30 protein-coding genes and 5 pseudogenes are annotated in these 26,695 nt (G+C 36.9%); 18 read left to right on the top strand and 17 right to left on the bottom strand.

Going from position 1 to position 26,695, the window contains the following annotated elements; translation table 11 throughout:
- The first annotated feature begins 16 nt into the window (after positions 1–16).
- Entirely contained in the window at positions 17–721 is a 705-nt protein-coding gene (locus ABZP31_RS15145; protein WP_005404857.1) for an IS6 family transposase, read from the top strand.
- Between the two features lie 98 nt (positions 722–819).
- Here the strand turns inward: ABZP31_RS15145 and ABZP31_RS15140 are convergent, their stop codons facing one another.
- From ABZP31_RS15140 to ABZP31_RS15130, 3 genes are all read right to left on the bottom strand, one after another.
- The gene (locus ABZP31_RS15140; RefSeq protein WP_032029059.1) at positions 820–1,191 is read right to left on the bottom strand and encodes a rod shape-determining protein; all 372 of its coding nucleotides are present in this window, start codon (positions 1,189–1,191) and stop codon (positions 820–822) included.
- A 185-nt stretch (positions 1,192–1,376) separates the two neighbouring features.
- The gene (locus ABZP31_RS15135; RefSeq protein ID WP_005404859.1) at positions 1,377–1,709 is read right to left on the bottom strand and encodes a type II toxin-antitoxin system HicB family antitoxin; all 333 of its coding nucleotides are present in this window, start codon (positions 1,707–1,709) and stop codon (positions 1,377–1,379) included.
- Positions 1,706–1,954, bottom strand: coding sequence for a type II toxin-antitoxin system HicA family toxin (locus ABZP31_RS15130; RefSeq protein ID WP_004812233.1), 249 nt, complete (start codon positions 1,952–1,954; stop codon positions 1,706–1,708). Before ABZP31_RS15130 ends, ABZP31_RS15135 begins: the two co-directional genes overlap by 4 nt.
- 253 nt (positions 1,955–2,207) lie before the next feature.
- Here ABZP31_RS15130 and ABZP31_RS15125 point away from each other — a divergent pair, with 253 nt between their 5' ends.
- Positions 2,208–2,411 carry a hypothetical protein gene (locus ABZP31_RS15125; RefSeq protein ID WP_004896916.1) on the top strand — a complete coding sequence of 68 codons (204 nt, stop codon included), beginning with the start codon at positions 2,208–2,210 and terminating at the stop codon, positions 2,409–2,411.
- A 203-nt stretch (positions 2,412–2,614) separates the two neighbouring features.
- Here the strand turns inward: ABZP31_RS15125 and ABZP31_RS15120 are convergent, their stop codons facing one another.
- Positions 2,615–3,181 carry a recombinase family protein gene (locus ABZP31_RS15120; protein ID WP_000678311.1) on the bottom strand — a complete coding sequence of 189 codons (567 nt, stop codon included), beginning with the start codon at positions 3,179–3,181 and terminating at the stop codon, positions 2,615–2,617.
- Positions 3,182–3,496: 315 nt separating this feature from the next.
- Here ABZP31_RS15120 and arsC point away from each other — a divergent pair, with 315 nt between their 5' ends.
- From arsC to ABZP31_RS15085, 7 genes are all read left to right on the top strand, one after another.
- Positions 3,497–3,925 (top strand): arsenate reductase (glutaredoxin), encoded by a 429-nt coding sequence (gene arsC, locus ABZP31_RS15115; protein ID WP_004733243.1) that lies wholly within the window; start codon positions 3,497–3,499, stop codon positions 3,923–3,925.
- A gap of 44 nt (positions 3,926–3,969) precedes the next feature.
- Positions 3,970–4,293, top strand: coding sequence for a metalloregulator ArsR/SmtB family transcription factor (locus tag ABZP31_RS15110; protein ID WP_004644742.1), 324 nt, complete (start codon positions 3,970–3,972; stop codon positions 4,291–4,293).
- 4 nt (positions 4,294–4,297) lie between these two features.
- Positions 4,298–4,771 carry an arsenate reductase ArsC gene (locus tag ABZP31_RS15105; protein WP_004781073.1) on the top strand — a complete coding sequence of 158 codons (474 nt, stop codon included), beginning with the start codon at positions 4,298–4,300 and terminating at the stop codon, positions 4,769–4,771.
- Between the two features lie 5 nt (positions 4,772–4,776).
- Positions 4,777–5,817, top strand: a complete 1,041-nt coding sequence (gene arsB / locus ABZP31_RS15100) for an ACR3 family arsenite efflux transporter (protein WP_004644740.1) — start codon at positions 4,777–4,779, stop codon at positions 5,815–5,817.
- A gap of 4 nt (positions 5,818–5,821) precedes the next feature.
- Positions 5,822–6,526, top strand: a complete 705-nt coding sequence (gene arsH / locus ABZP31_RS15095; protein WP_151985050.1) for an arsenical resistance protein ArsH — start codon at positions 5,822–5,824, stop codon at positions 6,524–6,526.
- 18 nt (positions 6,527–6,544) lie between these two features.
- On the top strand, positions 6,545–7,495 hold the full coding sequence (gene trxB, locus ABZP31_RS15090) for a thioredoxin-disulfide reductase (protein ID WP_151985052.1): 951 nt from the start codon (positions 6,545–6,547) through the stop codon (positions 7,493–7,495).
- Between the two features lie 96 nt (positions 7,496–7,591).
- Positions 7,592–8,677, top strand: coding sequence for an ArsO family NAD(P)H-dependent flavin-containing monooxygenase (locus tag ABZP31_RS15085; protein WP_171054458.1), 1,086 nt, complete (start codon positions 7,592–7,594; stop codon positions 8,675–8,677).
- 127 nt (positions 8,678–8,804) lie between these two features.
- On the opposite strand, the gene ABZP31_RS15080 is transcribed toward ABZP31_RS15085, so the two are convergent.
- On the bottom strand, positions 8,805–9,509 hold the full coding sequence (locus ABZP31_RS15080) for an IS6-like element IS1008 family transposase (protein ID WP_001067790.1): 705 nt from the start codon (positions 9,507–9,509) through the stop codon (positions 8,805–8,807).
- Positions 9,510–9,606: 97 nt separating this feature from the next.
- Here ABZP31_RS15080 and ABZP31_RS15075 point away from each other — a divergent pair, with 97 nt between their 5' ends.
- On the top strand, positions 9,607–10,107 hold the full coding sequence (locus ABZP31_RS15075; RefSeq protein WP_262476139.1) for a Dps family protein: 501 nt from the start codon (positions 9,607–9,609) through the stop codon (positions 10,105–10,107).
- A gap of 116 nt (positions 10,108–10,223) precedes the next feature.
- Here ABZP31_RS15075 and nhaA read toward each other — a convergent pair whose 3' ends face one another.
- Positions 10,224–11,561 carry a Na+/H+ antiporter NhaA gene (gene nhaA, locus ABZP31_RS15070; RefSeq protein WP_005108970.1) on the bottom strand — a complete coding sequence of 446 codons (1,338 nt, stop codon included), beginning with the start codon at positions 11,559–11,561 and terminating at the stop codon, positions 10,224–10,226.
- Positions 11,562–11,758: 197 nt separating this feature from the next.
- Positions 11,759–11,953, bottom strand: coding sequence for a hypothetical protein (locus ABZP31_RS15065; RefSeq protein ID WP_005108969.1), 195 nt, complete (start codon positions 11,951–11,953; stop codon positions 11,759–11,761).
- 289 nt (positions 11,954–12,242) lie between these two features.
- On the opposite strand from ABZP31_RS15065, the pseudogene ABZP31_RS15060 reads away from it, so the two are divergent.
- Both ABZP31_RS15060 and ABZP31_RS15055 read left to right on the top strand, forming a co-directional pair.
- Positions 12,243–12,350: pseudogene (locus ABZP31_RS15060) on the top strand (type II toxin-antitoxin system RelE/ParE family toxin); the annotation flags it as partial.
- Positions 12,351–12,467: 117 nt separating this feature from the next.
- Positions 12,468–12,941 carry a cation diffusion facilitator family transporter gene (locus ABZP31_RS15055; RefSeq protein WP_262476141.1) on the top strand — a complete coding sequence of 158 codons (474 nt, stop codon included), beginning with the start codon at positions 12,468–12,470 and terminating at the stop codon, positions 12,939–12,941.
- A 34-nt stretch (positions 12,942–12,975) separates the two neighbouring features.
- On the opposite strand, the gene ABZP31_RS15050 is transcribed toward ABZP31_RS15055, so the two are convergent.
- Positions 12,976–13,680 carry an IS6-like element IS1007 family transposase gene (locus ABZP31_RS15050; protein ID WP_001067793.1) on the bottom strand — a complete coding sequence of 235 codons (705 nt, stop codon included), beginning with the start codon at positions 13,678–13,680 and terminating at the stop codon, positions 12,976–12,978.
- A 63-nt stretch (positions 13,681–13,743) separates the two neighbouring features.
- On the opposite strand from ABZP31_RS15050, the pseudogene ABZP31_RS15045 reads away from it, so the two are divergent.
- Positions 13,744–13,989, top strand: a pseudogene (locus ABZP31_RS15045) (helix-turn-helix domain-containing protein); the annotation flags it as partial.
- Positions 13,990–14,051: 62 nt separating this feature from the next.
- Here the strand turns inward: ABZP31_RS15045 and ABZP31_RS15040 are convergent.
- Positions 14,052–15,158, bottom strand: a complete 1,107-nt coding sequence (locus ABZP31_RS15040) for an ImmA/IrrE family metallo-endopeptidase (protein WP_104988052.1) — start codon at positions 15,156–15,158, stop codon at positions 14,052–14,054.
- 12 nt (positions 15,159–15,170) lie between these two features.
- Positions 15,171–15,881, bottom strand: coding sequence for a hypothetical protein (locus ABZP31_RS15035; protein WP_262476035.1), 711 nt, complete (start codon positions 15,879–15,881; stop codon positions 15,171–15,173).
- A 533-nt stretch (positions 15,882–16,414) separates the two neighbouring features.
- On the opposite strand from ABZP31_RS15035, the gene ABZP31_RS15030 reads away from it, so the two are divergent.
- The 3 genes from ABZP31_RS15030 (at position 16,415) to ABZP31_RS15020 (ending at position 19,491) form a co-directional block, all read left to right on the top strand.
- Positions 16,415–18,082 carry a hypothetical protein gene (locus ABZP31_RS15030; protein WP_367156982.1) on the top strand — a complete coding sequence of 556 codons (1,668 nt, stop codon included), beginning with the start codon at positions 16,415–16,417 and terminating at the stop codon, positions 18,080–18,082.
- 95 nt (positions 18,083–18,177) lie between these two features.
- Positions 18,178–19,050, top strand: coding sequence for a restriction endonuclease (locus tag ABZP31_RS15025; protein WP_253153465.1), 873 nt, complete (start codon positions 18,178–18,180; stop codon positions 19,048–19,050).
- A gap of 189 nt (positions 19,051–19,239) precedes the next feature.
- Positions 19,240–19,491: a DUF4041 domain-containing protein gene (locus ABZP31_RS15020; protein ID WP_104988057.1), complete on the top strand. Its 252-nt coding sequence runs from the start codon at positions 19,240–19,242 to the stop codon at positions 19,489–19,491.
- Between the two features lie 355 nt (positions 19,492–19,846).
- Here the strand turns inward: ABZP31_RS15020 and ABZP31_RS15015 are convergent, their stop codons facing one another.
- The 5 genes and pseudogenes from ABZP31_RS15015 to ABZP31_RS14995 form a co-directional block, all read right to left on the bottom strand.
- Positions 19,847–20,206, bottom strand: coding sequence for a DUF4829 domain-containing protein (locus ABZP31_RS15015; RefSeq protein WP_224223039.1), 360 nt, complete (start codon positions 20,204–20,206; stop codon positions 19,847–19,849).
- Positions 20,207–20,304: 98 nt separating this feature from the next.
- A complete protein-coding gene (locus ABZP31_RS15010) occupies positions 20,305–20,598 on the bottom strand; it encodes a hypothetical protein (protein ID WP_227504502.1) in 294 nt (97 codons plus the stop codon).
- Positions 20,599–20,649: 51 nt separating this feature from the next.
- Positions 20,650–20,829 (bottom strand): annotated as a pseudogene (locus ABZP31_RS15005) (hypothetical protein); the annotation flags it as partial.
- Positions 20,830–20,891: 62 nt separating this feature from the next.
- Positions 20,892–22,024, bottom strand: a protein-coding gene (locus ABZP31_RS15000) for an IS3 family transposase (RefSeq protein WP_223235881.1) whose coding sequence is annotated in 2 segments (ribosomal slippage) — positions 20,892–21,772 and positions 21,772–22,024 — 1,134 coding nt in all. Because the reading frame shifts where the segments join, the coding sequence is not laid out codon by codon here.
- Positions 22,025–22,112: 88 nt separating this feature from the next.
- A pseudogene (locus ABZP31_RS14995) lies at positions 22,113–22,325 on the bottom strand (hypothetical protein); the annotation flags it as partial.
- Positions 22,326–22,484: 159 nt separating this feature from the next.
- Here ABZP31_RS14995 and ABZP31_RS14990 point away from each other — a divergent pair.
- A complete protein-coding gene (locus ABZP31_RS14990; protein ID WP_151984912.1) occupies positions 22,485–23,084 on the top strand; it encodes a hypothetical protein in 600 nt (199 codons plus the stop codon).
- 543 nt (positions 23,085–23,627) lie between these two features.
- On the opposite strand, the gene ABZP31_RS14985 is transcribed toward ABZP31_RS14990, so the two are convergent.
- Both ABZP31_RS14985 and ABZP31_RS14980 read right to left on the bottom strand, forming a co-directional pair.
- Entirely contained in the window at positions 23,628–24,746 is a 1,119-nt protein-coding gene (locus tag ABZP31_RS14985; protein ID WP_126064968.1) for a Fic family protein, read from the bottom strand.
- Between the two features lie 721 nt (positions 24,747–25,467).
- Positions 25,468–25,854 (bottom strand): annotated as a pseudogene (locus ABZP31_RS14980) (helix-turn-helix domain-containing protein); the annotation flags it as partial.
- A gap of 63 nt (positions 25,855–25,917) precedes the next feature.
- Here ABZP31_RS14980 and ABZP31_RS14975 point away from each other — a divergent pair.
- The gene (locus ABZP31_RS14975; protein WP_001067783.1) at positions 25,918–26,622 is read left to right on the top strand and encodes an IS6-like element IS1008 family transposase; all 705 of its coding nucleotides are present in this window, start codon (positions 25,918–25,920) and stop codon (positions 26,620–26,622) included.
- Positions 26,623–26,695: the final 73 nt, after the last annotated feature.

Below are 26,695 nucleotides of genomic sequence, written 5' to 3'. Positions count from 1 at the left end.
GCTAAAGGTGCAGCATATGAATCCTTTCCATGGTCGACATTTTCAGGGCGAAATCATTCTTTGGGCTGTGCGCTGGTATTGTAAATATGGCATCAGCTATCGTGAACTTCAGGAAATGCTTGCCGAACGTGGTGTGAATGTTGATCACACGACTATTTACCGCTGGGTTCAGCGCTACGCCCCTGAAATAGAAAAACGCTTACGCTGGTATTGGCGTAATCCTACAGATCTGAGCTCATGGCATATTGATGAAACTTATGTAAAAGTAAATGGACAATGGTCTTATCTGTATCGTGCAGTCGATCAACGTGGCTATACGATTGATTTTTATCTTTCTTCTAGACGTAATACCAAATCAGCATATTGTTTTCTTGGAAAAATTTTAAATAATGTGAAGAAGTGGCAAATTCCACAAGTGATCAATACGGATAAAGCACCCACATATGGAGGTGCTTTATTACGGTTAAAACAGGAAGGAAAATGTCCACCAGACCTTGAGCACAGGCAGGTTAAGTACAAAAATAACGTGATCGAATGTGATCATGGTAAGTTAAAGCGGATCATCAGGGCCACGTTAGGATTCAAATCTATGAAAACGGCTTATGCCACAATTAAAGGTATTGAAGTCATGCGTGCACTGCGTAAAGGACAAGCTTCATCATTTTATTATGGTCAGCCTCTGGGTGAAGTGTGTCTAATCAACAGGGTTTTCGGTCTCTAAGCACTTTTTAAAGGGAACTTCATCGACTCAAATTTCTATTTGCAACAGTGCCTCTAAAAGGGGCTTAACCGCCATTATGTTAAATAGGGCTTATAAAATTATTCTTCAATAGAATTTCCATCAAGGTCATATAGCTTTACTTCTCTTGCACCAGCATTAAAAAATAACTCCTTAAAAGCTCGTATTTCAATCTTAGTTAAACTACCTTGTATCGGCTCCATTATTTGGACAATCGTAATAGGAGCTGTAAACTTGAAAAAAGATAAACCGTTAGAATGGTGTCTCATTAAAGCTTTTAATGTTGTTGTAGCGCTTTCAAAATCTGCCAAAATCATTCTTGGGTGATCATAAGGTGATTTAGGAATTTCAGTTGCTTTGGCTATGCCATTCTCTGCCATCAAACTTATACGGTTTTTGTAAAAATGTACCCATATCGCTTTAGGATATTTTTTTAAATCGTCTCTTATCATTTTAGTTCTTAACTTGGATGCTCATTTAATTATAAATATATATTTTTTTTAATTTCAATTGGATAATTCTTAATTTCTTCTAAAATTGACATAATACACCTTACACGAAACTAAAAATGGGAGCTTTAAGCTCCCATTTTTGCTGAGTTTTTCAATTTTTAGGTAGTAGCCTAGGCTTCAATAAATTACGCACCTAAACGCATTAACTTTTCTTGAATCGCCTCACTGACAAAGGCATTTAGAGAATTACTTGATGCTAAAACCGCCTTACGGTGCAATTCAGGGCTAATACGGACATTAAAAGTGCCTTTGAATGGTTGATCAGGAGATTTTCCTAGTTCAGCACATGATTCTAAATAGCCGTCTACAGATTCCTGAAAAGCTTTCTCAAGGGCTTTTAAAGTTTCCGCTTCATAGGTAATAAGATCACGAATAAAAGCAAGTTTTCCAAATAACTCACCTGTTTCAAGATCAGGCTCAATTGTTCCGAGATAACCTTTGTACTTTAAATAGCTCATAAAAATCCCTCCTGCTTGAGTGCCTGTTTTACAGCTTTCAATGCCCCACCTTTGATTTCATTTTCAGGGTGTGGTCTATGCAGTAAAATCATATGTTCAGTTTTTTCATTAAAAAACCGAACACGAGAGCCTGCCATTTCAAATTTTTCATAGCCGAGCTGGCTCAGTAAAACGACTAAATCTTTATATGGAAACGTATTTTTTGAATTTCCAAATTTTTCCAATAACTTTTCCGTTTTACCCATATTTTAGCCCTACTCAGTTACGACTAAGTATAGTCCCTTGAAATTAAAAAATGCAACTAAATTTAGTTGCATTTCATATAACCGCCATTATGTTAAATAGATAGCATTTGGGGGATATTATTTATTCTTTCAATAGGCAGAAACTTGCAGAATTTTTCTTAATTTGTAATCCTTGCGGCTAAGGGTGTCTAGCGTAGCTAAGACAGGTATTCGTTATAGTCGGGCCGCTATAATACGGATAACGAGTGCCTGTATGTTTAACCTAAATATCTTTAATAAGATCTCTAGCGAAGTATTGACCATCAAAAATGATCTTGAGCTGAATTCCGAGAATCAACTGATAACTAAATATAAGACTTCTACTTCTGAAGATTATAAAAAAGCAATTATTTTGATCTTTAAAGAACGTGGCTATACCAGGTTAGAAATAGGTCAGTTACTTGAAGGCCAACTCTAAAGACTTCCTAAAAATAACATAATACACCTTATACGTAATGCTTGATATTTCTCTTTAAATATCATTATATTAAAGCAAGCCGTTCTGGAATATAGGACACCAGAGCGGCTTTTTATTGATTATTCATGTTCCACGCTTAAAATTCGAACAGTGTTTCATGATTTTTATAAGTTAAACTAAATTTAGTTGCTAATCCCAATAAGCTATTCACTAACTTGTAAATATCGGTATACCGCCTGACGACTAATCCCAAAAGCTTTCCCTAATGCCATTTTCGATGGATACTTCCCCTCCTTCCATGCTTGTCGTAAAGCTTCAGCTTGGTCAGGCTTTAGTTTATGCACCCGACCTTTGTACTTCCCCTGAGCAGAGGCGAGTTTTATTCCTTCCTTTTGCCGCTCTAAAATGATCTCACGTTCGAACTGTGCAAAAGCACCCATCATTTGAAGCATCAAATTATCCATCGGGGTGGATTCGGCTGTAAAAGTAATATTTTCTTTTACAAACTGGATGGCGATTCCTCGTTTGACCAGTTTATCTACTTCAGTGACCAAATCTTTTAGGCTTCGCGCAAAACGATCCATTGAATGTACAATCACCCTGTCCCCTTCCCGGACATAGTTCAACATTTCCTGAAATTTAGGTCGGTCAGTATTTTTACCTGAAGCACGGTCAACAAAAATCCGATCGACCTCAATTCCTTCAAGTTGACGTCCAGTGTTTTGCTCGACAGAACTTACCCGGACATACCCTACTTTTTGGCCTTTCACTTTTTCACGCCCCAATTGGATAAAAATGAACAATTTCGTAAATTATAAATCTTTAACACTAAAGTTACATGTTACTTATGATTAAAAATCATTTAAATGATACATAATTTCATGAACTTTCAGATTGTAACTTTAGGGTATACTCTAAATTTACATATTTAAATAACGAGTTTTTTCTCACTCATAAGAATTTGCAAGAATATATATACATTTATTGACATTAAGTAATTTAAATAAAATCAATATACGTATTTGCATATATGTGTAAATACGTATATAAGTATATCTGAGTTTCTAATAGCAGAGTCAGTCAAAATGTTCTCGACCATAAAGATTTATCACAATCCTGAGTGTGGTACATCAAGGAATACCTTAGCTTTAATTCAAAATGCAGGAATTGAACCAATCGTTATTGAATATCTAATTACCCCACCTTCGAAAGCAGAATTAATTGAACTTATTCGTAGTGCTGGTTTAAGTGTTAGAGAAGCAATTCGTAAAAATGTACCTCCATATTCTGATTTAGAAATTGTTCGGGAAGATTGGTCTGATGAACAGCTTTTAAATTTTATGCTTCAACATCCTATTTTGATTAACCGCCCATTCGTTGTTACGGATTTAGGTACACGTTTGTGTCGTCCTTCTGAAGTTGTTTTGGATATTCTCCCGTTTCCTCAGAAAGGCGCATTTAGCAAAGAAGATGGTGAAAAAATTATTGATGAAAATGGCCAAAGAATTAAATAGCACTTTCTCATCTCTTGAATGGAAAGAATGTGAAGGAGATTTATATGGATCAAGTTAATTTTTTTAAATGCTTATCAGATGAAACACGTCTCAATATAGTGACATTAATTGTTGAAAATAAAGAACTATGTGTATGTGATTTGACTGAAAAACTACAACTCAGTCAACCGAAAATTTCAAGACATTTAGCCCTTTTACGTGCTTCAGGGCTACTTCAAGATCGCAGACAAGGCCAATGGGTTTACTACAGTATCAATCCAAAATTGGCCAACTGGTGTTATGAAATTTTAGATATTTTGAAGACGGTTCAATCTCAATCAAAGCTGGATGATCAACACCCCCTTTCTGTAAATAGTTATTGTGAGTAATTCAATGAAATTTTTATTTTTATGTACTGGAAATAGCTGCCGTAGCATTTTGTCTGAAGTTTTGTTTAATAGCCGAGCACCAGAAGGTTGGAAAGCCTATAGCGCTGGGAGTAAGCCTTCAGGTCAAGTTCACCCGCTAACTTTAGAAACCCTTGAAAACTTAGGATTATCTACCGAAGGTTTATGGAGTAAAACGATTAATGATTGTGAACAATATCAACCTGATGTTGTGATCACAGTATGTGATTCTGCTGCTCAAGAAGCATGTCCACTTTATTTGGGTGGAGCAATCAAGGCACATTGGGGCTTGGCTGATCCTTCACACTTAGACGTGAATAAAGAAGAAAAAATGAAAGCCTTTATGAGCACTGTTGAACATATCAATCGTCGCTTAGATGCTTTATTTAAACTTAATGTAGATAAACTATCTCGCTCAGAATTGATTGCAGCAATTAATCAAATTTCGAACGTTGAGTAAGTGAAATGTCTGAAAAACGCTTATCTTTTTTAGATCGCAACCTGACGCTATGGATTTTTATTGCCATGGCCTTAGGCATTGCCATCGGAAACTTCTTTCCTCAGGCTTCTGTCGCACTCGATAAATTAAGCATTGATTCAGTGAATATTCCAATCGCGATTGGTCTTATTCTAATGATGTATCCACCACTGGCAAAAGTGAACTATGCGACTTTGCCACAAGTGTTTAAGGATAAGAAAACCCTTACTTTATCCTTAGTACAAAACTGGCTGATCGCGCCAGTACTCATGTTTGCCCTGGCAATCATATTTTTACATAGTTATCCAGAATATATGACCGGTGTCATCCTGATTGGTCTTGCTCGATGTATTGCCATGGTTCTGGTGTGGAATGGCTTGGCCTGTGGTGATAATCAATATGTTGCAGCATTAGTTGCCTTTAACAGCATCTTCCAGATTCTATTTTTCAGTACCTATGCCTGGTTATTCCTGACCTTCCTTCCACCCTATTTTGGTGTCGCTTCGCAGGTCATTAATGTCGATTTCTGGACCATCACCCATGCTGTTCTGGTTTATCTTGGTATTCCGTTCTTATTAGGTTTCTTAACGCGATGGATTTTGGTGAAACAGAAAGGCGTGGAATGGTATGAAACCAAGTTCATTCCGAAAATCAGTCCGCTGAGTTTAATGGCTTTGCTGTTCACCATTCTGGCCATGTTTAGCCTAAAAGGCGGTGATGTCGTGAGTCTTCCGCTTGAAGTTTTACGCATCGCGATTCCTTTAACCATTTACTTCGTTTTAATGTTCTTCATCAGCTTCTTTATGAGTAAATGGATGGGCAATGACTATCCTAAGACCACAGCAATTGCATTTACCGCAGCGGGGAATAATTTTGAATTATCACTTGCAGTAGCGATTGCAACTTTTGGTATCGCTTCGCCTGTTGCTTTTACCACGATTATTGGCCCACTGGTCGAAGTTCCTGTGTTGATTGCCTTGGTGAGTGTTTCACTCTGGCTGAGAAAGAAAGTTTTTAAAGAGGCCTAACTCTATGAATCTCCCAAATGTAGATCTAAATCTTCTTGAGCAACCCACCTTTGAAAAAGTTCAAGCCAAAGAACTTGCTCATCCTCCGCGAATTTTGCTGCTGTATGGCTCTAATCGAGAACGTTCTTACAGTCGCCTTGCAGTTCTTGAAGCCGGTCGAATCCTTGAGCATTTTGGGGCGGAAATAAAAATCTTTCATCCTAAAGGGCTTCCTTTACCAGAAGATGCGGATACTGAGCATCCAAAAGTAAAAGAACTGCATGAGCTTTTAGCATGGTCAGAAGGCATGGTCTGGTGTTCACCTGAACGCCATGGTTCTATGAGTTCAATCTTTAAATCTCAAATCGACTGGATTCCACTGGCAGGAGGGGCAATCCGTGCAACCCAAGGTAAAACTCTTGCCTTGATGCAAGTCAGTGGCGGATCACAGTCATTTAACAGTCTGAACCAGATGCGTATTTTGGGGCGGTGGATGCGGATGATTACCATTCCAAATCAGTCTTCAGTTCCAAAAGCTTTTTTGGAGTTTGAAGAAAATGGACGAATGAAACCTTCGGCTTTCTATGACCGGATTGTGGATGTGATGGAAGAGTTATTTAAGTTCACCCTACTGACTCGTGGACAAAACAAATACCTGACAGATCGTTATTCAGAACGTAAGGAATCAGCTGAAGAATTATCTAAACGTGTCAATCAGCGCAGTTTGTAAACTGCCAGGTGATCTTAAATGCAAAAGAGACATTCTAAATTAATCATTCTTGGCTCAGGTCCTGCGGGTTACAGCGCTGCGGTATATGCAGCACGGGCTAATCTTAAACCCACTTTAGTTGCAGGCTTACAACTCGGTGGTCAATTAACCACGACCACTGAAGTCGATAACTGGCCGGGTGATCCAGAAGGTTTAACAGGCCCCGCACTCATGGAACGTATGCAAGCGCATGCGGAACGTTTTGGCACCGAAATCGTCTATGACCATATCAGTGAAGTGGATTTAAGCGTTCGTCCATTCGTGCTGAAAGGCGATATGGAAGAATTCACCTGTGATGCCCTGATTATTGCCACAGGTGCAACGGCACAATACTTAGGTCTTGAGTCTGAAGCTAAATTCATGGGGCAAGGTGTAAGTGCCTGTGCAACTTGTGACGGTTTCTTCTATAAGAACCAGAAGGTGATGGTTGTAGGCGGTGGTAACACTGCGGTTGAAGAGGCGCTTTACCTGTCTAATATTGCAGCTCACGTGACTTTAGTGCATCGCCGAGCTTCATTGCGTTCTGAAAAAATTCTACAAGACCATCTTTTTGAAAAACAGAAAGAAGGCAAAATTAGCATTCTTTGGAACAATCAAGTGGATGAAGTGTTAGGCGATAACACCGGAGTAACTGGAGTGCGTTTAAAATCCACTGTAGATGGATCAAAGCAAGATATTGAGGTACAGGGTTTATTCGTGGCAATTGGTCACAAACCAAATACTGAGATGTTTTCAGCGCAACTTGAGTTACGTGATGGCTATATTCAGATCCAAAGCGGAACAGCGGGGAATGCCACTGCTACTTCAGTGCCAGGTGTATTCGCTGCCGGTGATGTGGCTGATTCAGTTTATCGCCAAGCGATTACTTCAGCAGGCTCTGGTTGTATGGCTGCATTAGATGCTGAAAAATATCTTGATAGTTTAAGTTGATTTTGATGTTGTCATAAAAATATAGTGAATATTGTAAAAGCCCAGTCTTCAGGATTGGGTTTTTATATAAAAGAAAAAATAAAAGGGGAAAAGGCTTTGAATCAGAAACAGACGGAAACTGATGTCATCATTATCGGTGGTGGACAGGCAGCTTTATCTACAGCTTATTTTTTAAAGCGAAAAAAAATACCATTTATTATTTTAGATGATCAAAATCAAGCAGGTGGAGCCTGGTTACATGCTTGGAATTCTTTGCGTCTGTTTTCACCGAATAGCTGGAGTTCCTTACCTGGTTGGGTTATGCCGAATACAGAACAAACGTATCCGACCAAGAAAGAAGTTATTGAATACTTGCAGCAATATGAGCAGCGTTATCAATTTCCGATTATTCGTCCTGTATATGTTGATCACGTCAAAAGCGAAGGAGAAGTATTGAGTGTGCATGCAGGTGAACAGACATGGAGAGCCAAGGCTGTAATCAGTGCAACGGGCACCTGGAGTCATCCTTATATCCCATCTTACCCTGGCCAAGAAAATTTCAAAGGTCTGCAATTACACTCCGCCCATTATCAAAATGCAGAACTTTTTAAAGATAAGCACGTAATGATAGTCGGTGGTGGAAATTCTGGAGCACAAATTTTGGCTGAAGTTTCCCAAGTGGCAGACACTCTTTGGATCACGCCAACACCTCCTCAATTTTTAGCAGATGATGTTGATGGCCGTGTACTGTTTTTACGTGCGACAGAGCGTTTAAAGGCACAATTAGAAGGCCGTACAATAGATCAGCCTGTTGGCGGTCTGGGTGATATTGTCATGATTGATTCAGTCAAAGATGCACGTGCACGAGGAGTTTTACATAGTGAGCGCCCATTTTCGGCTTTTACAGAAAATGGCGTGATTTGGGAAGATGGATCTTTTCAACAGGTTAATGCAGTGATTTGGTGTACTGGATTTAAAGCGACTTTAAGCCATTTAAAGCCACTTGGAATAGTAGAGGAAAATAATACGATACTTGTTGAAGGAACACGAGCAGTCAAACAATCCAACCTATGGTTAGTAGGATATGGTGAGTGGACCGGACCTGGTTCAGCGACACTGGTGGGTGTTTCAAGGACTGCGAGAGCCACAGTGGATGAAATTGCAGCTTATTTAGATAATATTTATAATTACATCCAATGTTAAATTGCTTGCCGTAAACTAAGTGCTTTTACAACTTTGATAACAGTATCGAAACTAAGTTTAACCCTCACCGGAAAGGGCACTGTTGCAAATAGAGATTTGAGTCGATGAAGTTCCTTTTTAAAAGTGCTTAGAGACCGAAAACCCTGTTGATTAGACACACTTCACCTTGAGGCTGACCATAATAAAATGACGATGCTTGTCCTTTACGTAGTGCACGCATGACTTCAATACCTTTAATTGTGGCATAAGCCGTCTTCATAGATTTGAATCCTAATGTGGCCCTGATGATCCGCTTTAACTTACCATGATCACATTCAATGACATTATTTTTATACTTAATCTGCCTGTGCTCAATATCTACTGGACATTTTCCTTCTCGCTTTAACCGTGATAAAGCATGGCCATAGGTCGCTGCTTTATCTGTATTGATGACCCGTGGAATTTGCCATTTTTTCACCGTATTGAAGATCTTTCCTAAAAAACAATAGGCTGATTTACTGTTCCGTCTAGCGGAAAGGTAAAAGTCAATCGTATGACCACGTTGATCAACTGCACGATACAGGTAAGTCCATCGCCCCTTCACTTTGATATAAGTCTCATCCATATGCCATGAATGTAAATCTGTAGGATTACGCCAATACCAGCGTAAGCGTTTTTCCATTTCTGGAGCATAACGCTGAACCCAACGATAAATTGTGGTGTGGTCAACATTCACACCTCGTTCAGCGAGCATTTCTTGAAGTTCACGATAGCTGATGCCATATTTACAATACCAACGAACAGCCCAAAGAATGATTTCACCTTGAAAGTGCCGACCATGGAAGGGATTCATCTGCTGTATCTCGAAATAAATAAGATATTTAGCTTATCATGTCAGCCTATTTGCAACAGTGCCAGAAATCCCGCACTAAAAATAAAGGAGTTTTAAAATGGCCGCTTCTAAAAAAGAATCCAAAACGATAAATATTGATATCGGTATCTCATATGATGACCGCGTCAAAATTGTTGACGGATTATCAAGATTATTGGCAGATAGTTATACATTATATTTGATGACACATAATTTTCACTGGAATGTCACTGGTCCTCAATTTAACAGTCTGCACAATATGTTTATGGACCAATATACTGAGCAATGGAATGCATTAGACATTATTGCTGAACGAATTCGTTCGTTAGGTTTCGCTGCACCTGGAACATATAAGCAATTTGTGAAATTAGCATCCATTAAAGAGGTGGAAGGCGTTCCTAAAGCGAAGGAAATGATTCAGCTATTAGTGGATGCTCATGAGGCTGTTGCTCGAACAGCCAGAAGTATTTATGTAGTCGTAGATGAAGCGAATGATCAGCCTACAGCAGATGTGCTGACTCAAAGACTTGATGTTCATGAGAAAATAGCTTGGATGTTGAGAAGTCTTTTAGAAGAATAAAATTATGAACGACCTCCAGTCTCCTAGACAAATATCCACTCATTATTGTGGGCTTTGAATAAATATCCAGTGAAGCCACTTGACTCAAGTAGGCTTCATTGGATATTTACATTAATTTAGAGCTTTTTATTAGACCTTAATAAAATAAAACCAAATAATAAACCAATAAATCCTGCACAACCTGATCCAAAGAGAATACCTAATTTTGCTGCTTCTAAAATATTTGATTCATTTACAAATGCCAGATTGCTGATAAAAATTGACATAGTAAATCCTATACCAGCTAAGAGACCAATTAGTAAAACCCAATTTAAGCTAAGGTCGCTAGGTAATTCCCCCCATCCCAATTTAGAAAAAAACCATGTAAAAAATACAATTCCTAAAGGTTTTCCTACGACAAGTGCAATTGAAACAGCAAAGATAGTATTTAATGCTAAAGTGTCTTCAAAGTTAACATTTCCGAAATTCACCCCTGCATTTGCTAAAGCAAAAATAGGCATAATAATAAAAGCGACCCAAGGGTGGAGTAGATCCTTGACCCTAACAACTGGTGGTAAAATTTCACGCTTAGCACGTGCCAGTGCTTTGATTTCAGCTGATGAATTTTCTATAGCTTTATTTCGAATATTTGAGATTGCAGCATTAGCGCGTTCTATTGCATCCACTTCATTTGGTCTAGTTAAAACTGGAGTCATAAGTCCTAAAATAACTCCTGCAAGCGTTGGGTGTGCCCCTGTTTTAAGTAAGCCAAACCATATAAGAGCACCCGGAAGAATATAAACAAAGGCTGAGAAGAACCCCATTTTCTGTAACGCAATTACACCTAGAATTCCAATAAAGGCGATTAAAAAACCAATAGGTTCTAAACCACCTGAAAAGAAGAAAGCAATAATTAAAATTGCAAGTAAGTCATCAATAATAGCGAGTGTTAATAAAAAGATTCTTGCAGAAGAAGGAATCGATTTTCCTAATAATGCTAATAAACCCACTGCAAAAGCAATATCTGTAGCAGCAGGTATTGCCCAACCAGATTTAATTTCATCAGTAGATAGTGCTAAATAGATTAAAATAGGCACCACTACGCCACCTAAAGCAGCAATTATTGGAAGTACAGCGGCCTTTATGTTTGATAAAGCTCCATCATGAATTTCTTTCTTAATTTCCATTCCTACTACAAGAAAGAAAATGGTCATTAAAATATCATTGATGATAAAATGTAGAGATTGAGAAAAAGAATATTCCCCAAAACTAAAATTAATTTGAGTATGCCAAAAATGACTATAAGACTCTGATATTGCTTCTGTATTCGCCCAAAATAAGGCAATAACAGCTGCTAATAGCAAAATCCCACCGCTCACAGCTTCAATATGTAGGAATCTGTTTATAGCGTTCAGACTACGTTCTGTTAAATTCTGGGTTAGACCCACATTTCTTTTATAGGAAGGAATAGACATTAATAAATCTCACAATTCTTTTAAAATAAACAATTAATATTTTTTCAAAAATCCCAATAAAAATTAATAGCTCAAAACTTTAATTGAATAAAATTCAAAAAGGGAGTTTATTGGCATTTCAAAAAAATTAACCATTAATTAAGATGATACTTTTTCATAATTTACATAAGATAGATTTTTATAAGCTTTTTATATACTTAAGCCAGTAACTGCCCTATTTCAAGACGGGTATAGCCCCGATCTTTAAGAATATAAACAATAGCTTCTTTATAGGCATCTGACTTTGCCGTTTTATATTTATTGATGAGTTGAATTTCAGTGTTTAACTCTAAGTAATTTTTTACAGATAAGACTTCGGTAGAGATTGCTTTAAAAATCTTTAAATTAAACATACAGGTGCTCGCTATTAGCGTTATAGCGGCCCGACTACAACAAACACCTGCCATGGAAAATACCTGACACCCTTCCCCAAAGAATTACAGAAGTTGGAGGAATCTGCAAGTTTTTCTAAATTAGAAACATCAATAATCAGCTAAAATACCCCCAATTTTAACATAATGGTCAATACACGAAACAGACAGACATGTAAGCCCAAAATAGAAATGTCCGGTTTCTCCAAAGTAAAAATGTCCGCTTTTAGAATGCTAAATTTACACTAAGTATTTGATTTTGGTTTTATAAATTAAAAGCTCACAAGCTAAAAGACGAATACAAGTTCGGATTGACTATGTAGAAGATAGAAATTTCGGAGATACTGAACCTGTTAGTGATGGGGTATCTGAGTTACGTTTACTATTATTGGTATATAGTTGGCTGCTATAAGATTCCTTTGAAAAATAAGAAATTGCTTTGAAGTTTAAAATGCTTTAATTACTAATAATAGTCTCTTTGGAATATTTGCCGATTATGTCTCATTCTCATCAACATGAAACAGCGAATTATGGTACTGCATTTGCGATTGGCATCATCCTGAATTTTGCATTTGTTTTAATTGAAGCTTTCTATGGTTGGCAAACAGATTCAATGGCATTGTTGGCTGATGCAGGTCACAACTTAACTGATGTCGGTGGATTACTGCTGGCATGGGCAGCTTATAGCGTAGCGCGTATTCACGCCAATCGTCGTCATACTTATGGTTGGCAAAAAGCTTCCATTTTAGCCAGTTTTGGCAATGCCATGCTGATTCTCTTGGCTATGTTTTCTCTGGCCTGGGAATCTATCCAGCGGATACAGTCTCCTGGTCCTGTAGCTGCAGTTACCGTTATGGTGGTGGCAGCAATTGGTGTCGTGGTGAATTTGGGCACTGCCTTGTTGTTTCTCAAAAATAGTCAGCATGATTTGAATATCAGAGGGGCTTTTCTACGGCACTGTTGCAAATAGGGATCTGAGTCAATGATTTTCCCTTCAAAAAAGCTTAGAGACCGAAAACTCTATTTACTAGCCAAACTTCTCCTAGAATATTACCGTTATAAAATAATGAAGCTTGTCCTTTGCGTAGAGCACGCATAACCTCAATTCCTTTAATTGTGGCATAAGCCGTTTTCATAGACTTGAATCCCAACGTAGCCTTGATGATCCGTTTGAGCTTGCCATGATCACATTCAATCACGTTATTCTTGTATTTAATCTGTCGATGGTCCAGGTCTTCAGGACACTTTCCTTCCTGTTTTAGTCGCGACAAAGCACGGCCATAGGTATGAGCCTTATCAGTGTTTATGACTCGTGGAATCTGCCATTTTTTGACATGATTCAAAATCTTACCAAGAAAACAATAAGCTGAATGGGTATTTCGTCTAGCAGAAAGATAGAAATCAAGAGTATGGCCACGTTGGTCAACTGCACGGTATAGATATGCCCATTTGCCATTCACTTTTACGTAAGTTTCATCCAGATGCCATAAATGTCGATCTGTAGGATTACGCCAATACCAACGTAAACGTTTTTCCATTTCTGGAGCATAACGCTGAACCCAGCGATAAATTGTGGTGTGATCAACATTCACTCCACGTTCAGCGAGCATTTCCTGAAGTTCACGATAGCTGATGCCATATTTACAATACCAACGAACAGCCCAAAGAATGATTTCACCTTGAAAGTGCCGACCGTGGAAGGGATTCATCTGCTGTATCTCGAAATAAATAAGATATTTAGCTTATCATGTCAGCCTATTTGCAACAGTGCCTTTGAGCGAGAGATTATCCTAGAACGTCAGAAAGAAGGGATTAAGATCGCAGCTGCTCAAGGAAAATATAAAGGTCGTGTCCATAAATTAAATCCTGATCAGGCTCAAGCCCTGCGACAAGCTTGGGACGAAAAGAAGTATTCATCCAAAGTTGAGCTGGCAAAAGCATTTGGTATCAGCCGGCAGGCTGTGTATCGCTATTTGCAAAACGGATTTTTAAATGCAGCAAGTGATGAAATAAATTAAAGTTCACTGGACCGCTAGCATAATCCTACAAGAAGTTATGCTGGTAGTGGCCAGCATAGTTATCATTCAAGAATATACAATTTAGATTTTTTCTTTGGTATATCAATTTTAGCTAAAGAATCAAATGTTAATTGATTGAAATCATCTTCAGAGATTCCGATTTCATCAAGCATTTTATTCTTATCAAATGAGGGGTGAGAGGCGAGGACAGACATAATTTTTGGAAGCATTAAACTCTCATCACGGTGAGTTTCTTCTGGTTCATTAATGTTGAAACCTAAAGAGTTAATTTTCATTAAATTACTTCGATTAACCCAGTCACTAATTAAGCCCAATTTATGAGCTTTATAGTTAATTGCCTTTAAAGAAGTTCGCCAAACCTTTTTATATTCAATCATATTTTCAAGTGACAAATAACGAGGGGCCGTTGCAAAGAATGCATCTGTTGGCATTAAGAACTCTGAAGAAAATTGATCTGCTTCAGTTTCAAGAACTCTGTTGTCCTTTTCAACACGAATTTTCTTATTATGCGTGTGCATAACAATATGTCCAAGTTCATGCGCACAATCGAAACGTGCTCTTTCAGCTGACTTAAATGTATTAAGAAATATGAAAGGACTGCCAGTTTCATCATCAAAAAATGAAAGTGCATCGATTTCCTTAATTTCTGTAGGCAATCTAAAGACACGGATTCCTTTTAGTTCACACAAAGAAACCACATTATTAATAGGCTGATTACCTAAAGCCCATAAGCCTCTTAGTTCAGATGCTAAATATTCTGCATATTTATGCTGCCCCAAGCACTCCGTAATATCTAGGTCCGGGCGCTGGAATGAAGGCAACTTAACTTTCTGAGTTAAATACTTATTAATATTTACAGCCAAAAGAGTATATGCCTCATTGGATTTTTTATGCTGTGCTTTAATGCGAGCAACGGATCTATAAAATATTTGATCGGTTTCATGAGGTTGCGTGTCATTCCTCATGAAAAATGACATAGGCAAATTTAATGTGCTGCTAATTTCGAGCTGATCATTGTCATTGATTTCTTTATCCACATCTAAAAGTTGCTTTACCTTAGAGATAGAGCAACCTAATTTTTCTGCGAAATCGATATTGCTAAGTCCACGCAGTTCTTTAGCAATACGTAAACGATCTTTATTAAACACATTAACCTCAGATTAAACTACAAGCTGAATATCGAAATCATCTGGTTTGATCTCATCAGATGGCTCCAATACTGGCTTTGGATCAGTTTTGATTGGGAGAGTATTATCTATTTCAAATGCGATTCTGCAAGTGTGGTTGCTTGGCAAAATTGAAATTTTTGACTTGGTTGGGGTCTGTACAAAACTCGTAGGGTAGGCGATCTCAAATGGAATTGTTGGAAGATCACTATCTTTATATGCTGGATGCGAAGCTGAAGGAAAGTAAACAATCCAGGTGCGTAATTTTGTCTCGTCATCGTAGGTAGAATAGTTATCTTTTATATTTTTTAAGGTCATATAACCTTTTTCACAATAGGCTGATAGAATCTGATCTTGATGACCTAATGCTAGGTTACCGGTCATAAAGATAATTTGTATCTTCTTGGCTGTATTCTCAATACGAGGTTGGCTTTCGTTATGGAAAACCCAACCCGGATCAGATTTTCTAAGTAGTAGAGCTAGCTGTTCACCAATTTTACCCCAACGGCTAATAAATCTGGCTTTATTGAAAACTGTATTGGTTCTAAAGTCAGCATCACCAATCATAATAGCTTCTCTTACTAAATCAAGATCAGGTAAACCGAGATTTTTCACTATAAGGTTTGCTTCTGTACCAGTAAAGAAGTCACATGGTGTGGGTTCAGACGGCTGGATCGATTCTTCATCAAGAAGATTAAAATTCATAACGGAAATATCCTAAAGAGTAGCGAATGACCTTTTTATAACATCATTTGATGTTTAAAAAAAGACATTTATTAAAAACTGTGATAGATTTCTCTCAAAACGACATTATTACAATTGAGGGAATGCAAATGAGTAGTTTCTTTATTAATCATAAAAACTGTCCCGAATGTGGGGCAAGAATCAAGGGTTACTATTACTACTGCGGTAAGTGCGGTAATGATGATGTTACTGATTGGAAGTTAAGTGGCCTTACCTTCCTGATTGTAGGTGTCATATTTTTCTTAATAATATATTTTGTAATGCAGAATTTTTGTGAAAACTCTTTTTTTTTACAGGCACCATTTTGCAAATATTGATAAGTTAGATTACCTCCAATAACCTATAGGTGAAATATCCTAAAAAGACGTCAATCGGTTATAGTTTGGATACCTTAAAATATAAGTTATTGATATTAAGCTTATTTTTAATAGAATGTATTATGTTTTTTAGGAAAATTAAAAGTTATTACTAATCCATAAGGGGATTAAAAAATCATGTCATTCAAATACGACTTAGATAAATTATTAGATCCTTGTGGAATAGAAAAGCTCCATAAAACTATCACTAGAATTACAAAACCTAGGAATGAATATAGTGCTATGAGTTCTGCTATGGAAGCTCTTGAGAAAGCTACTCAGCCTTGGAACAAAAACAGTGTTATTGGCGCTGCTATGGCCAACGTAGCAGGACCGTGGGATCATAAAAGTGCTGCTATGGAAGCTCTTGAGAAAGCTACTCAGCCTTGGAACAGAAACAGTGTTATTGGCGCTGCTATGGCCAACGTGGCAGGACCGTGGGATCATAAAAGTTCTGCTATGGAAGCTCTTGAGAAAGCTACTCAGCCTTGGAACAGAAACAGTATTATTGGCGCTGCTATGGCCAACGTGGCAGGACCGTGGGATCATAAAAGTTCTGCTATGGAAGCTCTTGAGAAAGCTACTCAGCCTTGGAACAAAAACAGTGTTATTGGCGCTGCTATGGCCAACGTGGCAGGACCGTGGGATCATAAAAGTGCTGCTATGGAAGCTCTTGAGAAAGCTACTCAGCCTTGGAACAAAAACAGTGTTATTGGCGCTGCTATGGCCAACGTAGCAGGACCGTGGGATCATAAAAGTTCTGCTATGGAAGCTCTTGAGAAAGCTACTCAGCCTTGGAACAGAAACAGTGTTATTGGCGCTGCTATGGCCAACGTGGCAGGACCGTGGGATCATAAAAGTTCTGCTATGGAAGCTCTTGAGAAAGCTACTCAGCCTTGGAACAAAAACAGTGTTATTGGCGCTGCTATGGCCAACGTGGCAGGACCGTGGGATCATAAAAGTGCTGCTATGGAAGCTCTTGAGAAAGCTACTCAGCCTTGGAACAGAAACAGTGTTATTGGCGCTGCTATGGCCAACGTAGCAGGACCGTGGGATCATAAAAGTGCTGCCATGGAAGCTATAAAAAAATATGCCTCATCTATAACAATTAATGAATCATTAGGTCTAGAAGCGGATACACAAAAAATTCTAGCAGCAACTACTCTAATGCCAGATTTAAAAACTAAAATTCAAAGTCTTCATCATAAAATTTCAAATGATTTATGGTTAGAAAGACAAAATTTAATAAATAGAGATTCTACTTTTATTCAGAATAATAAAAACATTACTGATAATTTTAACCAGTTATACGGACAAGAACTCCATATAGATAAAGATGCAGCTCAAGCTATAGATTCAGTTATCCATGATACAGATGCACTAAATATAGCGTCTGAACTAATTGATATAGGAATTTTTGATACATCAAGTGGATCAATTATTTATGATTATTTTAAAAACACACCTGAACCACAAAGAAATAATATTTTTATTAATTTTGTTATACCAATAATTTTAACAATAGCTATGTCGATCTCATCAGAAATAGAACTTATTCAATCTAATAAAAATCAGATAGTAAATTCCATAAATAATATTAAAGGTCATGCGGTATTAACATCTAACAGCTTCTTAAGAGCGACACCCGATGGAGAAAATATTTTAGAAATTGAAAAAAATACATTAATTGAAGTATACAAAACTGATAATTTACCTACAGGATGGGTATTAGTAAAATTAAATAAAGATAATATTGATATAAAAGGATATTTAAATATTTCTGATATTAAACCACTTATAGATTAGAGTTAATTATAAGTTAGCTTCCTTTAAAATAATGGTAGTTATATGAATTTTTAAAATACAGTAAAAGGTGGCTTTTAGCTCAACTACGGATATTTATGAAGTTAAAACTTAGAGACATAACGATATTTAATCGTATATTTGGTGCAGAAGGTGGATATCTTCTAGATTTTAGTGATAGAACCCTTATCCATTTCTTTGATGAAGAGTTAAATATTGACATTGATAATGAACAGTACAAAGAAGATGGGACAAGTAAAGCTAAGCGTGTGCGCTGTCTTCTCAAAAAAGTCGATGCAGATACCGCTTTGCATATTTTAGATAAATTATGGTCATACCGTATGTCTTTAGATCCGTCTAGTGCAACTAGAGATCTAGCTGAATACAATGCTCTGATCGTAAGTATAAAATCTTTAGATAAAAATTTATCAGCTAGATTGCCATCGGTAATTCCACCCAAAAACTCATTCAGTGACATTGATTACACACATTTAATATCCGAAATGGATAGGATTAAACTGTTACCCCCTCATCCTCGTGGATATGCATTTGAACTATGGTTAAATGAGCTATTTAAAGTATTCAAAATGGATCCAAAAGGGAGCTTTAGAAATACAGGGGAACAAATAGACGGTAGTTTTAGAGTGGATGGGGCTTACTATTTAATGGAAGCAAAATGGCATAGTAAAGAAACGCCAGCTAGTGATCTACACGCATTCCAAGGTAAGCTTAATGGAAAGGCTTCATGGACTAGAGGTGTTTTTATCAGTTGGCAAGGTTTTAGTAGTGATGGTTTAACTGCTTTTGGAAATGGTAATAGAATTGTTTGTATTTCAGGTAGAGATATACATCAATGTCTGAAATCAAAGATACCTTTTCCTGTCTTATTGGAGGCAAAGCTAAGACATGCATCTGAAACAGGGGAGTGTTACATTGCCTATGAATATATTAGAAATCTCCCTAAGCCTTAGATATAAGTCACTACAAGGATATTTTTATTATTTAACATAAAATCTCTCGGGCTATGGGGAGATTCATGCCGCGCGGCAGTTAAAAGAAGTCCGCTGTAAAATAAAAAATGCCATTGCAGCAAGCACGGGGGGCAATGTGAGTATGTCGAAGAAAATCGCCAACTTTTTGCCATCGCTCTGGTTACTCATGTGTTTAACAGTAAAGCTGATCTGTATTTATCCCAATTAGACCATGACACTGTGGACCTGTTTATTCAGGCACTACAAGATGACTTTATCCTGATCAATCATTATGGAGAAGCATTCGGTCATACCCGAATTCATGAATCATTTTTAAAGTTACGTTTGGAAGAATTTAAACTTATAGCCCTGGTTTTAGCCTTCAAGGCACAACAACAGACTGGGTCAAGTGAATTTCAACAGCAGAGGGTGGAAGGCTAATACCAGCGATCTATAAAAATGGTAGAAAGAGGGTACTGTTGCAAATAGGGACCTAAGTCGATGATATTCGCTTCAAAAAAGCTTAGACACACTTCACCCTGATGTTGGCCATAATAAAATGACGAAATTTATCCTTTAAGGCCATATGGCTGATCTGATTGTTCACCTTGACTTATTAAAATCGTGGAACATTGATCAAATAGTAAGCGTGGAACGTAATAAATCATAAAAAAGCCCCGATTGGAGAAAAGGGGCTTTAAAGATTGTATTATACCATTGAAAAATAAAGAAAAAATATAAGAATTTCGTATAAGGTGTATTATGTTAATTTTAGCTTTTCTCTATAATTACTATCTTAAGGCCCACTACCAAATTCTGTAATTAGCCAATCAGATTGAGGAGATTGTTTCACAAGAGTAATAAATAAAATATAGTCACCTACTGGACTACCAGCATCATCTATATGGACGACTTTAACTTTTACCATCACTGAAATAATTTTATAAAATTCTTGATAATACTCAGGTCTACTTTCCGCTGAATCATAATTAATCCTTACTACTTCTAAAATTTTTGAGTCTTTGAAAGAGAGAAACCTTTCAGAACTTTTTAAATCTTCATGTAATCGCGCATCTGGCCAAACATATTTGATTGCTGATTCTAGATCATGTTTAGCAAGTGAATTAAAGAAAAGTATTGTTGTCTGTGTTGCCATCTCTTTATCATGATTTAATTTCTGTTTGTATGAATTAATGATTAGAAGTAGACATAGACCTACAAGTAAAATTCCTAATTTTATAAATATTTTAGACATTATAATTTCACTTTTATCTTTCGAAAAAACGCATAACTGACTAAAAGACACATAAGCCAAAATAAATAATCAAGAATAAAATATAAAAAAATGAATTGATCTATTCCTATAATAATATTTAAAGGATCTAGCGCTATACTACCGCCTGGAGATATTTCACCATCTACTAAAAACTGTAATGGAAATCCTCCTCCTATAACTTCAACTTTTCCAAGCTTGTCTACAACTATCCGGTCTATCAATGTATATTTCTGATGAAACAAAGACAAATAAGTCAAAACAAAAGCTAATATATTGAAATATATTATTTTTTTCTTTAATAATTCTTTAACTTTAAAATCAGTTAAAAATAACCAATAAGACAAGCCTGGAATTAGAGCCATAAAGATAGTCCAAGTGTCGGTATACATCTTCCACCATTCTTTCGAAACTTCTCCTGTATGGCTCCATCCAAAAAGAACAAAAAATGGCATAGCAATAATTAAAGAGCTAATACAGATAGTTAGCAAATTAAGAATACTATAAAGAGGTGGTCCCACATGTTTGAACAACTAAAAGCTTATTTATAAGTGATACTCTGCTCTAGTTAAGCTACCTTATTTTGTTGTGGTAGCTGGTCATAGTAAAACTCATCTGGAGTCATTTTGTCCAGACTCGAATGAGGTCGTTTCAAATTATAAAATTCAAAATATGCGTTTAATTGCTTCTTCGCATCCAAAACATTGCTGTAGGCTTTGAGATACACCTCTTCATATTTAACGCTCCGCCATAATCGTTCAACCATCACATTATCAACCCATCGACCTTTACCATCCATACTGATTTGAATGCCATTTGATTTCAATACATCAATAAATGCATCACTGGTAAACTGACTGCCTTGGTCTGTATTAAATATTTCAGGTCGACCATATTTTTCAATAGCTTCATTTAATGTTTCTATGCAAAATGTAACCTCCATACTAATCGATACTCTATGCGCAAGTACCTTGCGGCTATGCCAATCAATCACAGCACATAAATAAACAAAGCCTTTTGCCATAGGGATATACGTTATATCCGTAGACCACACTTGATTACTGCGCTGAATAGCCAATCCTTTGAGCAGATATGGATATTTGCGGTGAGCTTGATTAGCCTGGCTTAAATTTGGTTTGCAATATAACGCATTAATGCCCATTTTCTTCATTAAAGTACGTGTATGACGTCGTCCTATATGATGTCCTTGACGATTCAACAAATCACGCATCATCCGGCTACCTGCAAAAGGGTATTGCATATGTAACTCATCCATACACCGCATTAGCTTCAGATCTGATGCACTCACAGGTTTTGGGCGATAGTAATAACAACCACGGGAGACTTTCAGCAGCTGAGCTTGCTTAGATACTGAAATCTGAAGTGAGTCATCGATTAACTTTTGTGGTTGAAGCGGCCCAGTTTCTTCAACACACCTTCTAAAAAATCAATTTCTAATGCCTGCTCACCGATTTTTGCATGTAGTTTTTTTAGATCGATGGGTGGTTCTGTTGGAGCTTTTGATTGATCGAAAGCTTGCGAGGAAGCTGAAATCAGTTGATTTTTCCAGTCGATAATTTGGTTTTGATGAACATCAAATTCAGCACTCAATTCAGCAAGTGTTTTTTCTGCTTTAATCGCAGCAAGTGCTACCTTAGCTTTAAAATCATTTGAATGATTTCTTCTTGGTCTACGTGCCATAAAATACTCCATATATTGATGTTTATAACATCATTTGGGGAGCAAAATATCACTTATAAGTGTTGTTCAAATTTCCTGATCCACCTCTATAACGATTTAAAAGAATTGAGACCATAAAGCTAAAAGGTACTGTCAAAATACTATAAGCTAAGTAAACAAGACCATGCCCTGCAAAAACCACAAAAATTGAATATAGACTATATTCACGATTCATTATGATAAATAGCAATGCTGTGAAAAAAAGTAGTGGTAAAGGAGCAAGTAATAGGGCTTTTACTATTTTTTCTTTTGAGTATTTCATTAACTTAATTCTCTTATTTACTCAATAATTATTACACTATATCAACTCTTGGAAAAAGCGTTGAATGAGCCTATTTAATTGGTGAATAATATAATTTAAAGTTTCTTTGATGCTTTTTCTATTGATGTAACAACATTCTTATTTAAAAACGTAGGTAATATGAAAAATAATAGTAAGTTGATTTATTTAGTTATTACGGCAATCGTAGTAGCTTTTATTGGATTTTTTATTTTTGCCCAAAAAAGTGATGATGTACATAGTAAAGAGCTGATGGAAACTCAAGAAAAGATCAGTTCCAACCGTAATACTCTTAATGCTAATGACGGTATCACTAACAATGCGCCCAATCTCCCTCATGGAATGCCTCCTAAATGGGTAAAAAGTACGATTGCTATTAATGATAGCCCTATATATTCACGAGAAGATAAAATCCATAAGCTAGTTGATTTGTTGAAACAAAATGAATCGAACCCTGATGCATTAAGTGTAATTCTTGTATCCCTAACGAATTTAGACCCAATTGAAGCAGCAGACGATATTATTCCTTATTTAAAGGATACGAACCCAAAGGTTCAAATTTTGGCTCTGGGTGCTCTTAATAATGCTTCGCTACTCACTCAGAAAGAACATGAGATTAAGGGTTCACTGCCAGAGAATGAAGCTGTTCGTAAACGGATTATTGAAGCCGTTAATGAGCTTAAAGTAGATCCAAATACGTCAGATGAAGTAAAGAAAGTATTAATTGCCACTTTCCCATAGATAAATCCTTCTTTAAAAGGCAAATAACAAATGATTTTATAGAGCATTCTTAATTCACTATTCAGCGGAAAAACATACCCACTTAACATAATGGGCGTTATACGAAGTACACTTGTATATTAATCTAAATATCAATGACTTAAAAAATTAACTAAAAGCCAAAAAACAAGAAAAAGTCGACTTTGAAACAAGTCGGATTTTTTATGATCGTTTTTGATAGTTCTTGCCAATAATTTTGTTTAAAAAGTAATCAATTTTGAGATTTTTCAAATTTTATCAATGCCTCAATGTCCAAAATTATCCACATTTTTTGTGGATAAAATTTAGGCTATTTTGTACGTTTTGGCTCACATCAATCTCGGCTCTTTGCTGCTATCCGGAATACTGGAATTTTACTATTATGAACTCATCGGGAACAGGAAGTTCCATATAAGAATAACAATAGATAAGCACAAGGACTGTAAGGTAGGACAGGAGTTATACCGAGCGAACCAATACGAAAAACCCCGGCAGGATGCCGGGGTTTTTTATTGCTTAGAATATCTATAACTGGGTATTGATCTGATAGCGTGTATTACGTCCACCACCTTCTAATTTAACGATACATTCTTTCTCAAGTAAGTCTGATAAGTGGCGAGTAGCCGTTGCCTTACTGACTTTAGCAACCTTTTGATATTGCGAAGCACTAATACCATGTTCAAAGCCATTTTCGCCACCGTCTAATAAACGATTTAGAACTTTACGTTGTTCTTCACCCAGGGCTAAATTTGAATATTTATGCCAAAATTGACTTTTAAACAATGTTCGACTGATCTGCGCTAAGGTTTTTTCAAGGCTTTCATTCAACGTGTCTAGAAACCAAATCAGCCAATCTGTGATATCAGAATCATTTTTTTGAGTTTGTTCTAATATCTCATAGTAACTTTTACGTTTATTTAATATCGCAGTAGACATTGCATACAAACGGATACTTTGCTCATCCATTTGAGCTAGAGCAAGGTCTGTAAGTGTACGTGTAATACGGCCATTACCATCATCAAAAGGATGTAGGGTAACAAACCATAAATGGGTAATGCCTGCACGTAACAGAGGATCAAGCAATGAATCATTCAGACTCTGATTAAACCACGCTATGAAGGTATGTAAGCGTTCTTCTAAGCCTTCTCTTGGCGGTGCTTCAAAATGTACTTTAGGGTAATCCAATCGACCTGAAACGACCTGCATAGGCTCTGATCCCCTCAGTTGACCAATGCGTAAACGTTGCATTGTCCAGTCGGGGTCATTGAAAAGCCAACGATGCCATTGCATGAGGCGCTCAACAGTCAGTGGTTGCTTAACATCGTTCAGCGCATCCAGCATGATATTGGCTAAACCTTCTGATCGATCTGAGCTTGGATAAGGCTGTTCAAGAGTGACACCCAAGCGTTGGGCTAAAGATGATCGCAATGAAAAAACATTGAGGGTTTCATTTTCAATTGCTGATGAAGCAACGAGATTGGCAAGTAGAGTATCTAGAGTGAATTGTTCTTTCGCTAAATCATGCTGACTTTGTCCAAGAAGAATTCCTATTTTTTGATGTATCTGTCTAGTTTTAGGTAAGATAGTTGAATCTTGCCATGTGAAATTTGTCCAGTTTTCTGCTTGCCAAATCCATTTCTGCATTTTCAATCTCTCTCATCTAAAATCTAAGATGAGTTAAATATAGCACAAATTCGACTCATATTTTGAGCCGAATATGTACTGTTAATTAGCTCATTATTTATCGAGAACAGTTCTATTTTGGAGTTACATAGTAGTTTTTACGCGGAATTCCTAACGTATTCATCTTTTGTCTTATATCTTTATTTTTACCAATAGGTAAAATATATTTATAACCTACATCGAAAAGTAGGTAATTAAGAAAAAAATTACAGCGTTTTATAAGCCTTATAGTAACGGGAGAGACTATAGGGCTTTTTATTTATCTTAATATTCATATATCTATGATGAAGCCATGATGATCTGCGATATAAAAAACCGGCTTAAGAATAGACCGGTCTTTTATGATATTTGCTAAAATACTCTTTTGAAATATAAAAAAACTAAGCGTGTATAGCACTGGGTCTAGGTGTTTTTTGGGCTTAGTTATTAGCGTTATTTAAATAAGTATAAGTCAATTTTTACCTAATGGATTTTCTTTTCAACTAGTTCCAATTTGTTTAATGCTTGCGCTTTTTTATGATCATTATTAATCTTTACAACTAGAGCTAAAATAAAAACCATCACTATAAAAACAAGGAAAATCAAATGCTTTTTCATCATTAATTCCGTCTTTTGATCTTTAAGAATGCCTTGCTCCTTTGTAAATAGATATGACATAAGGGAAGCACTGATACAAGCCTTTTTAAATGACTTTAGCAACTCGATAGACAGTTGCAACTCCACAATTCACTGCTTTGGCAATTTCTTCCTTAGTCATATTGCCAGATGCTAGCAATTCTTTTATTCGTTTGTGCTTAGCCTCATTGGCTTTCTTACCTGTTGGCTTGTAACCCGAACGTTCTAGGCCCTGCTTAATACGTTCTATACGTTTCTCATTGTCTAGACGGGCCATTGTTGCCAGGAGATCAATCAACATATTGTTGATGAGTTCCAAGATTGAATGAGTAATGCTGTCACTGGTTTGAATCATTTGGTAGGTAGTAGGAAGATCTGCTACGACTAAACGAAGTCCCTTCTCCTGGATCCTGCGCTTCAGCTCTTGAAAATCCTGTTGGGTTAGGCGTGATAAGGCACTGTTGCAAATAGGCTGACATGATAAGCTAAATATCTTATTTATTTCGAGATACAGCAGATGAATCCCTTCCACGGTCGGCACTTTCAAGGTGAAATCATTCTTTGGGCTGTTCGTTGGTATTGTAAATATGGCATCAGCTATCGTGAACTTCAAGAAATGCTCGCTGAACGAGGCATAAATGTGGATCACAGTACAATTTATCGTTGGGTTCAGCGTTATGCTCCAGAAATGGAAAAACGGTTACGCTGGTATTGGCGTAATCCTACAGATTTACATTCATGGCATATGGATGAGACTTATATCAAAGTGAAGGGGCGATGGACTTACCTGTATCGTGCAGTTGATCAACGGGGTCATACGATTGACTTTTACCTTTCCGCTAGACGGAACAGTAAATCAGCCTATAGTTTTCTAGGAAAGATCTTCAATACGGTGAAAAAATGGCAAATTCCACGGGTCATCAATACAGATAAAGCAGCGACCTATGGCCATGCTTTATCACGATTAAAGCGAGAAGGAAAATGTCCAGTAGATATTGAGCACAGGCAGATTAAGTATAAAAATAATGTCATTGAATGTGATCATGGTAAGTTAAAGCGAATCATCAGGGCCACATTAGGATTCAAATCTATGAAGACTGCTTATGCCACAATTAAAGGTATTGAAGTCATGCGTGCACTACGTAAAGGACAAGCATCGTCATTTTATTATGGTCAGCCTCAGGGTGAAGTGTGTCTAATCAACAGGGTTTTCGGTCTCTAAGCACTTTTTAAAGGGAACATCATCGACTCAAATCACTATTTGCAACAGTGCCATCTGGATCAACATTTCACAA

The organism is Acinetobacter sp. FL (assembly GCF_040744925.1).
In the GTDB taxonomy this organism is placed as follows: Bacteria; Pseudomonadota; Gammaproteobacteria; order Pseudomonadales; family Moraxellaceae; genus Acinetobacter; species Acinetobacter radioresistens.
This window is presented reverse-complemented; position numbering and strand designations above follow the sequence as displayed.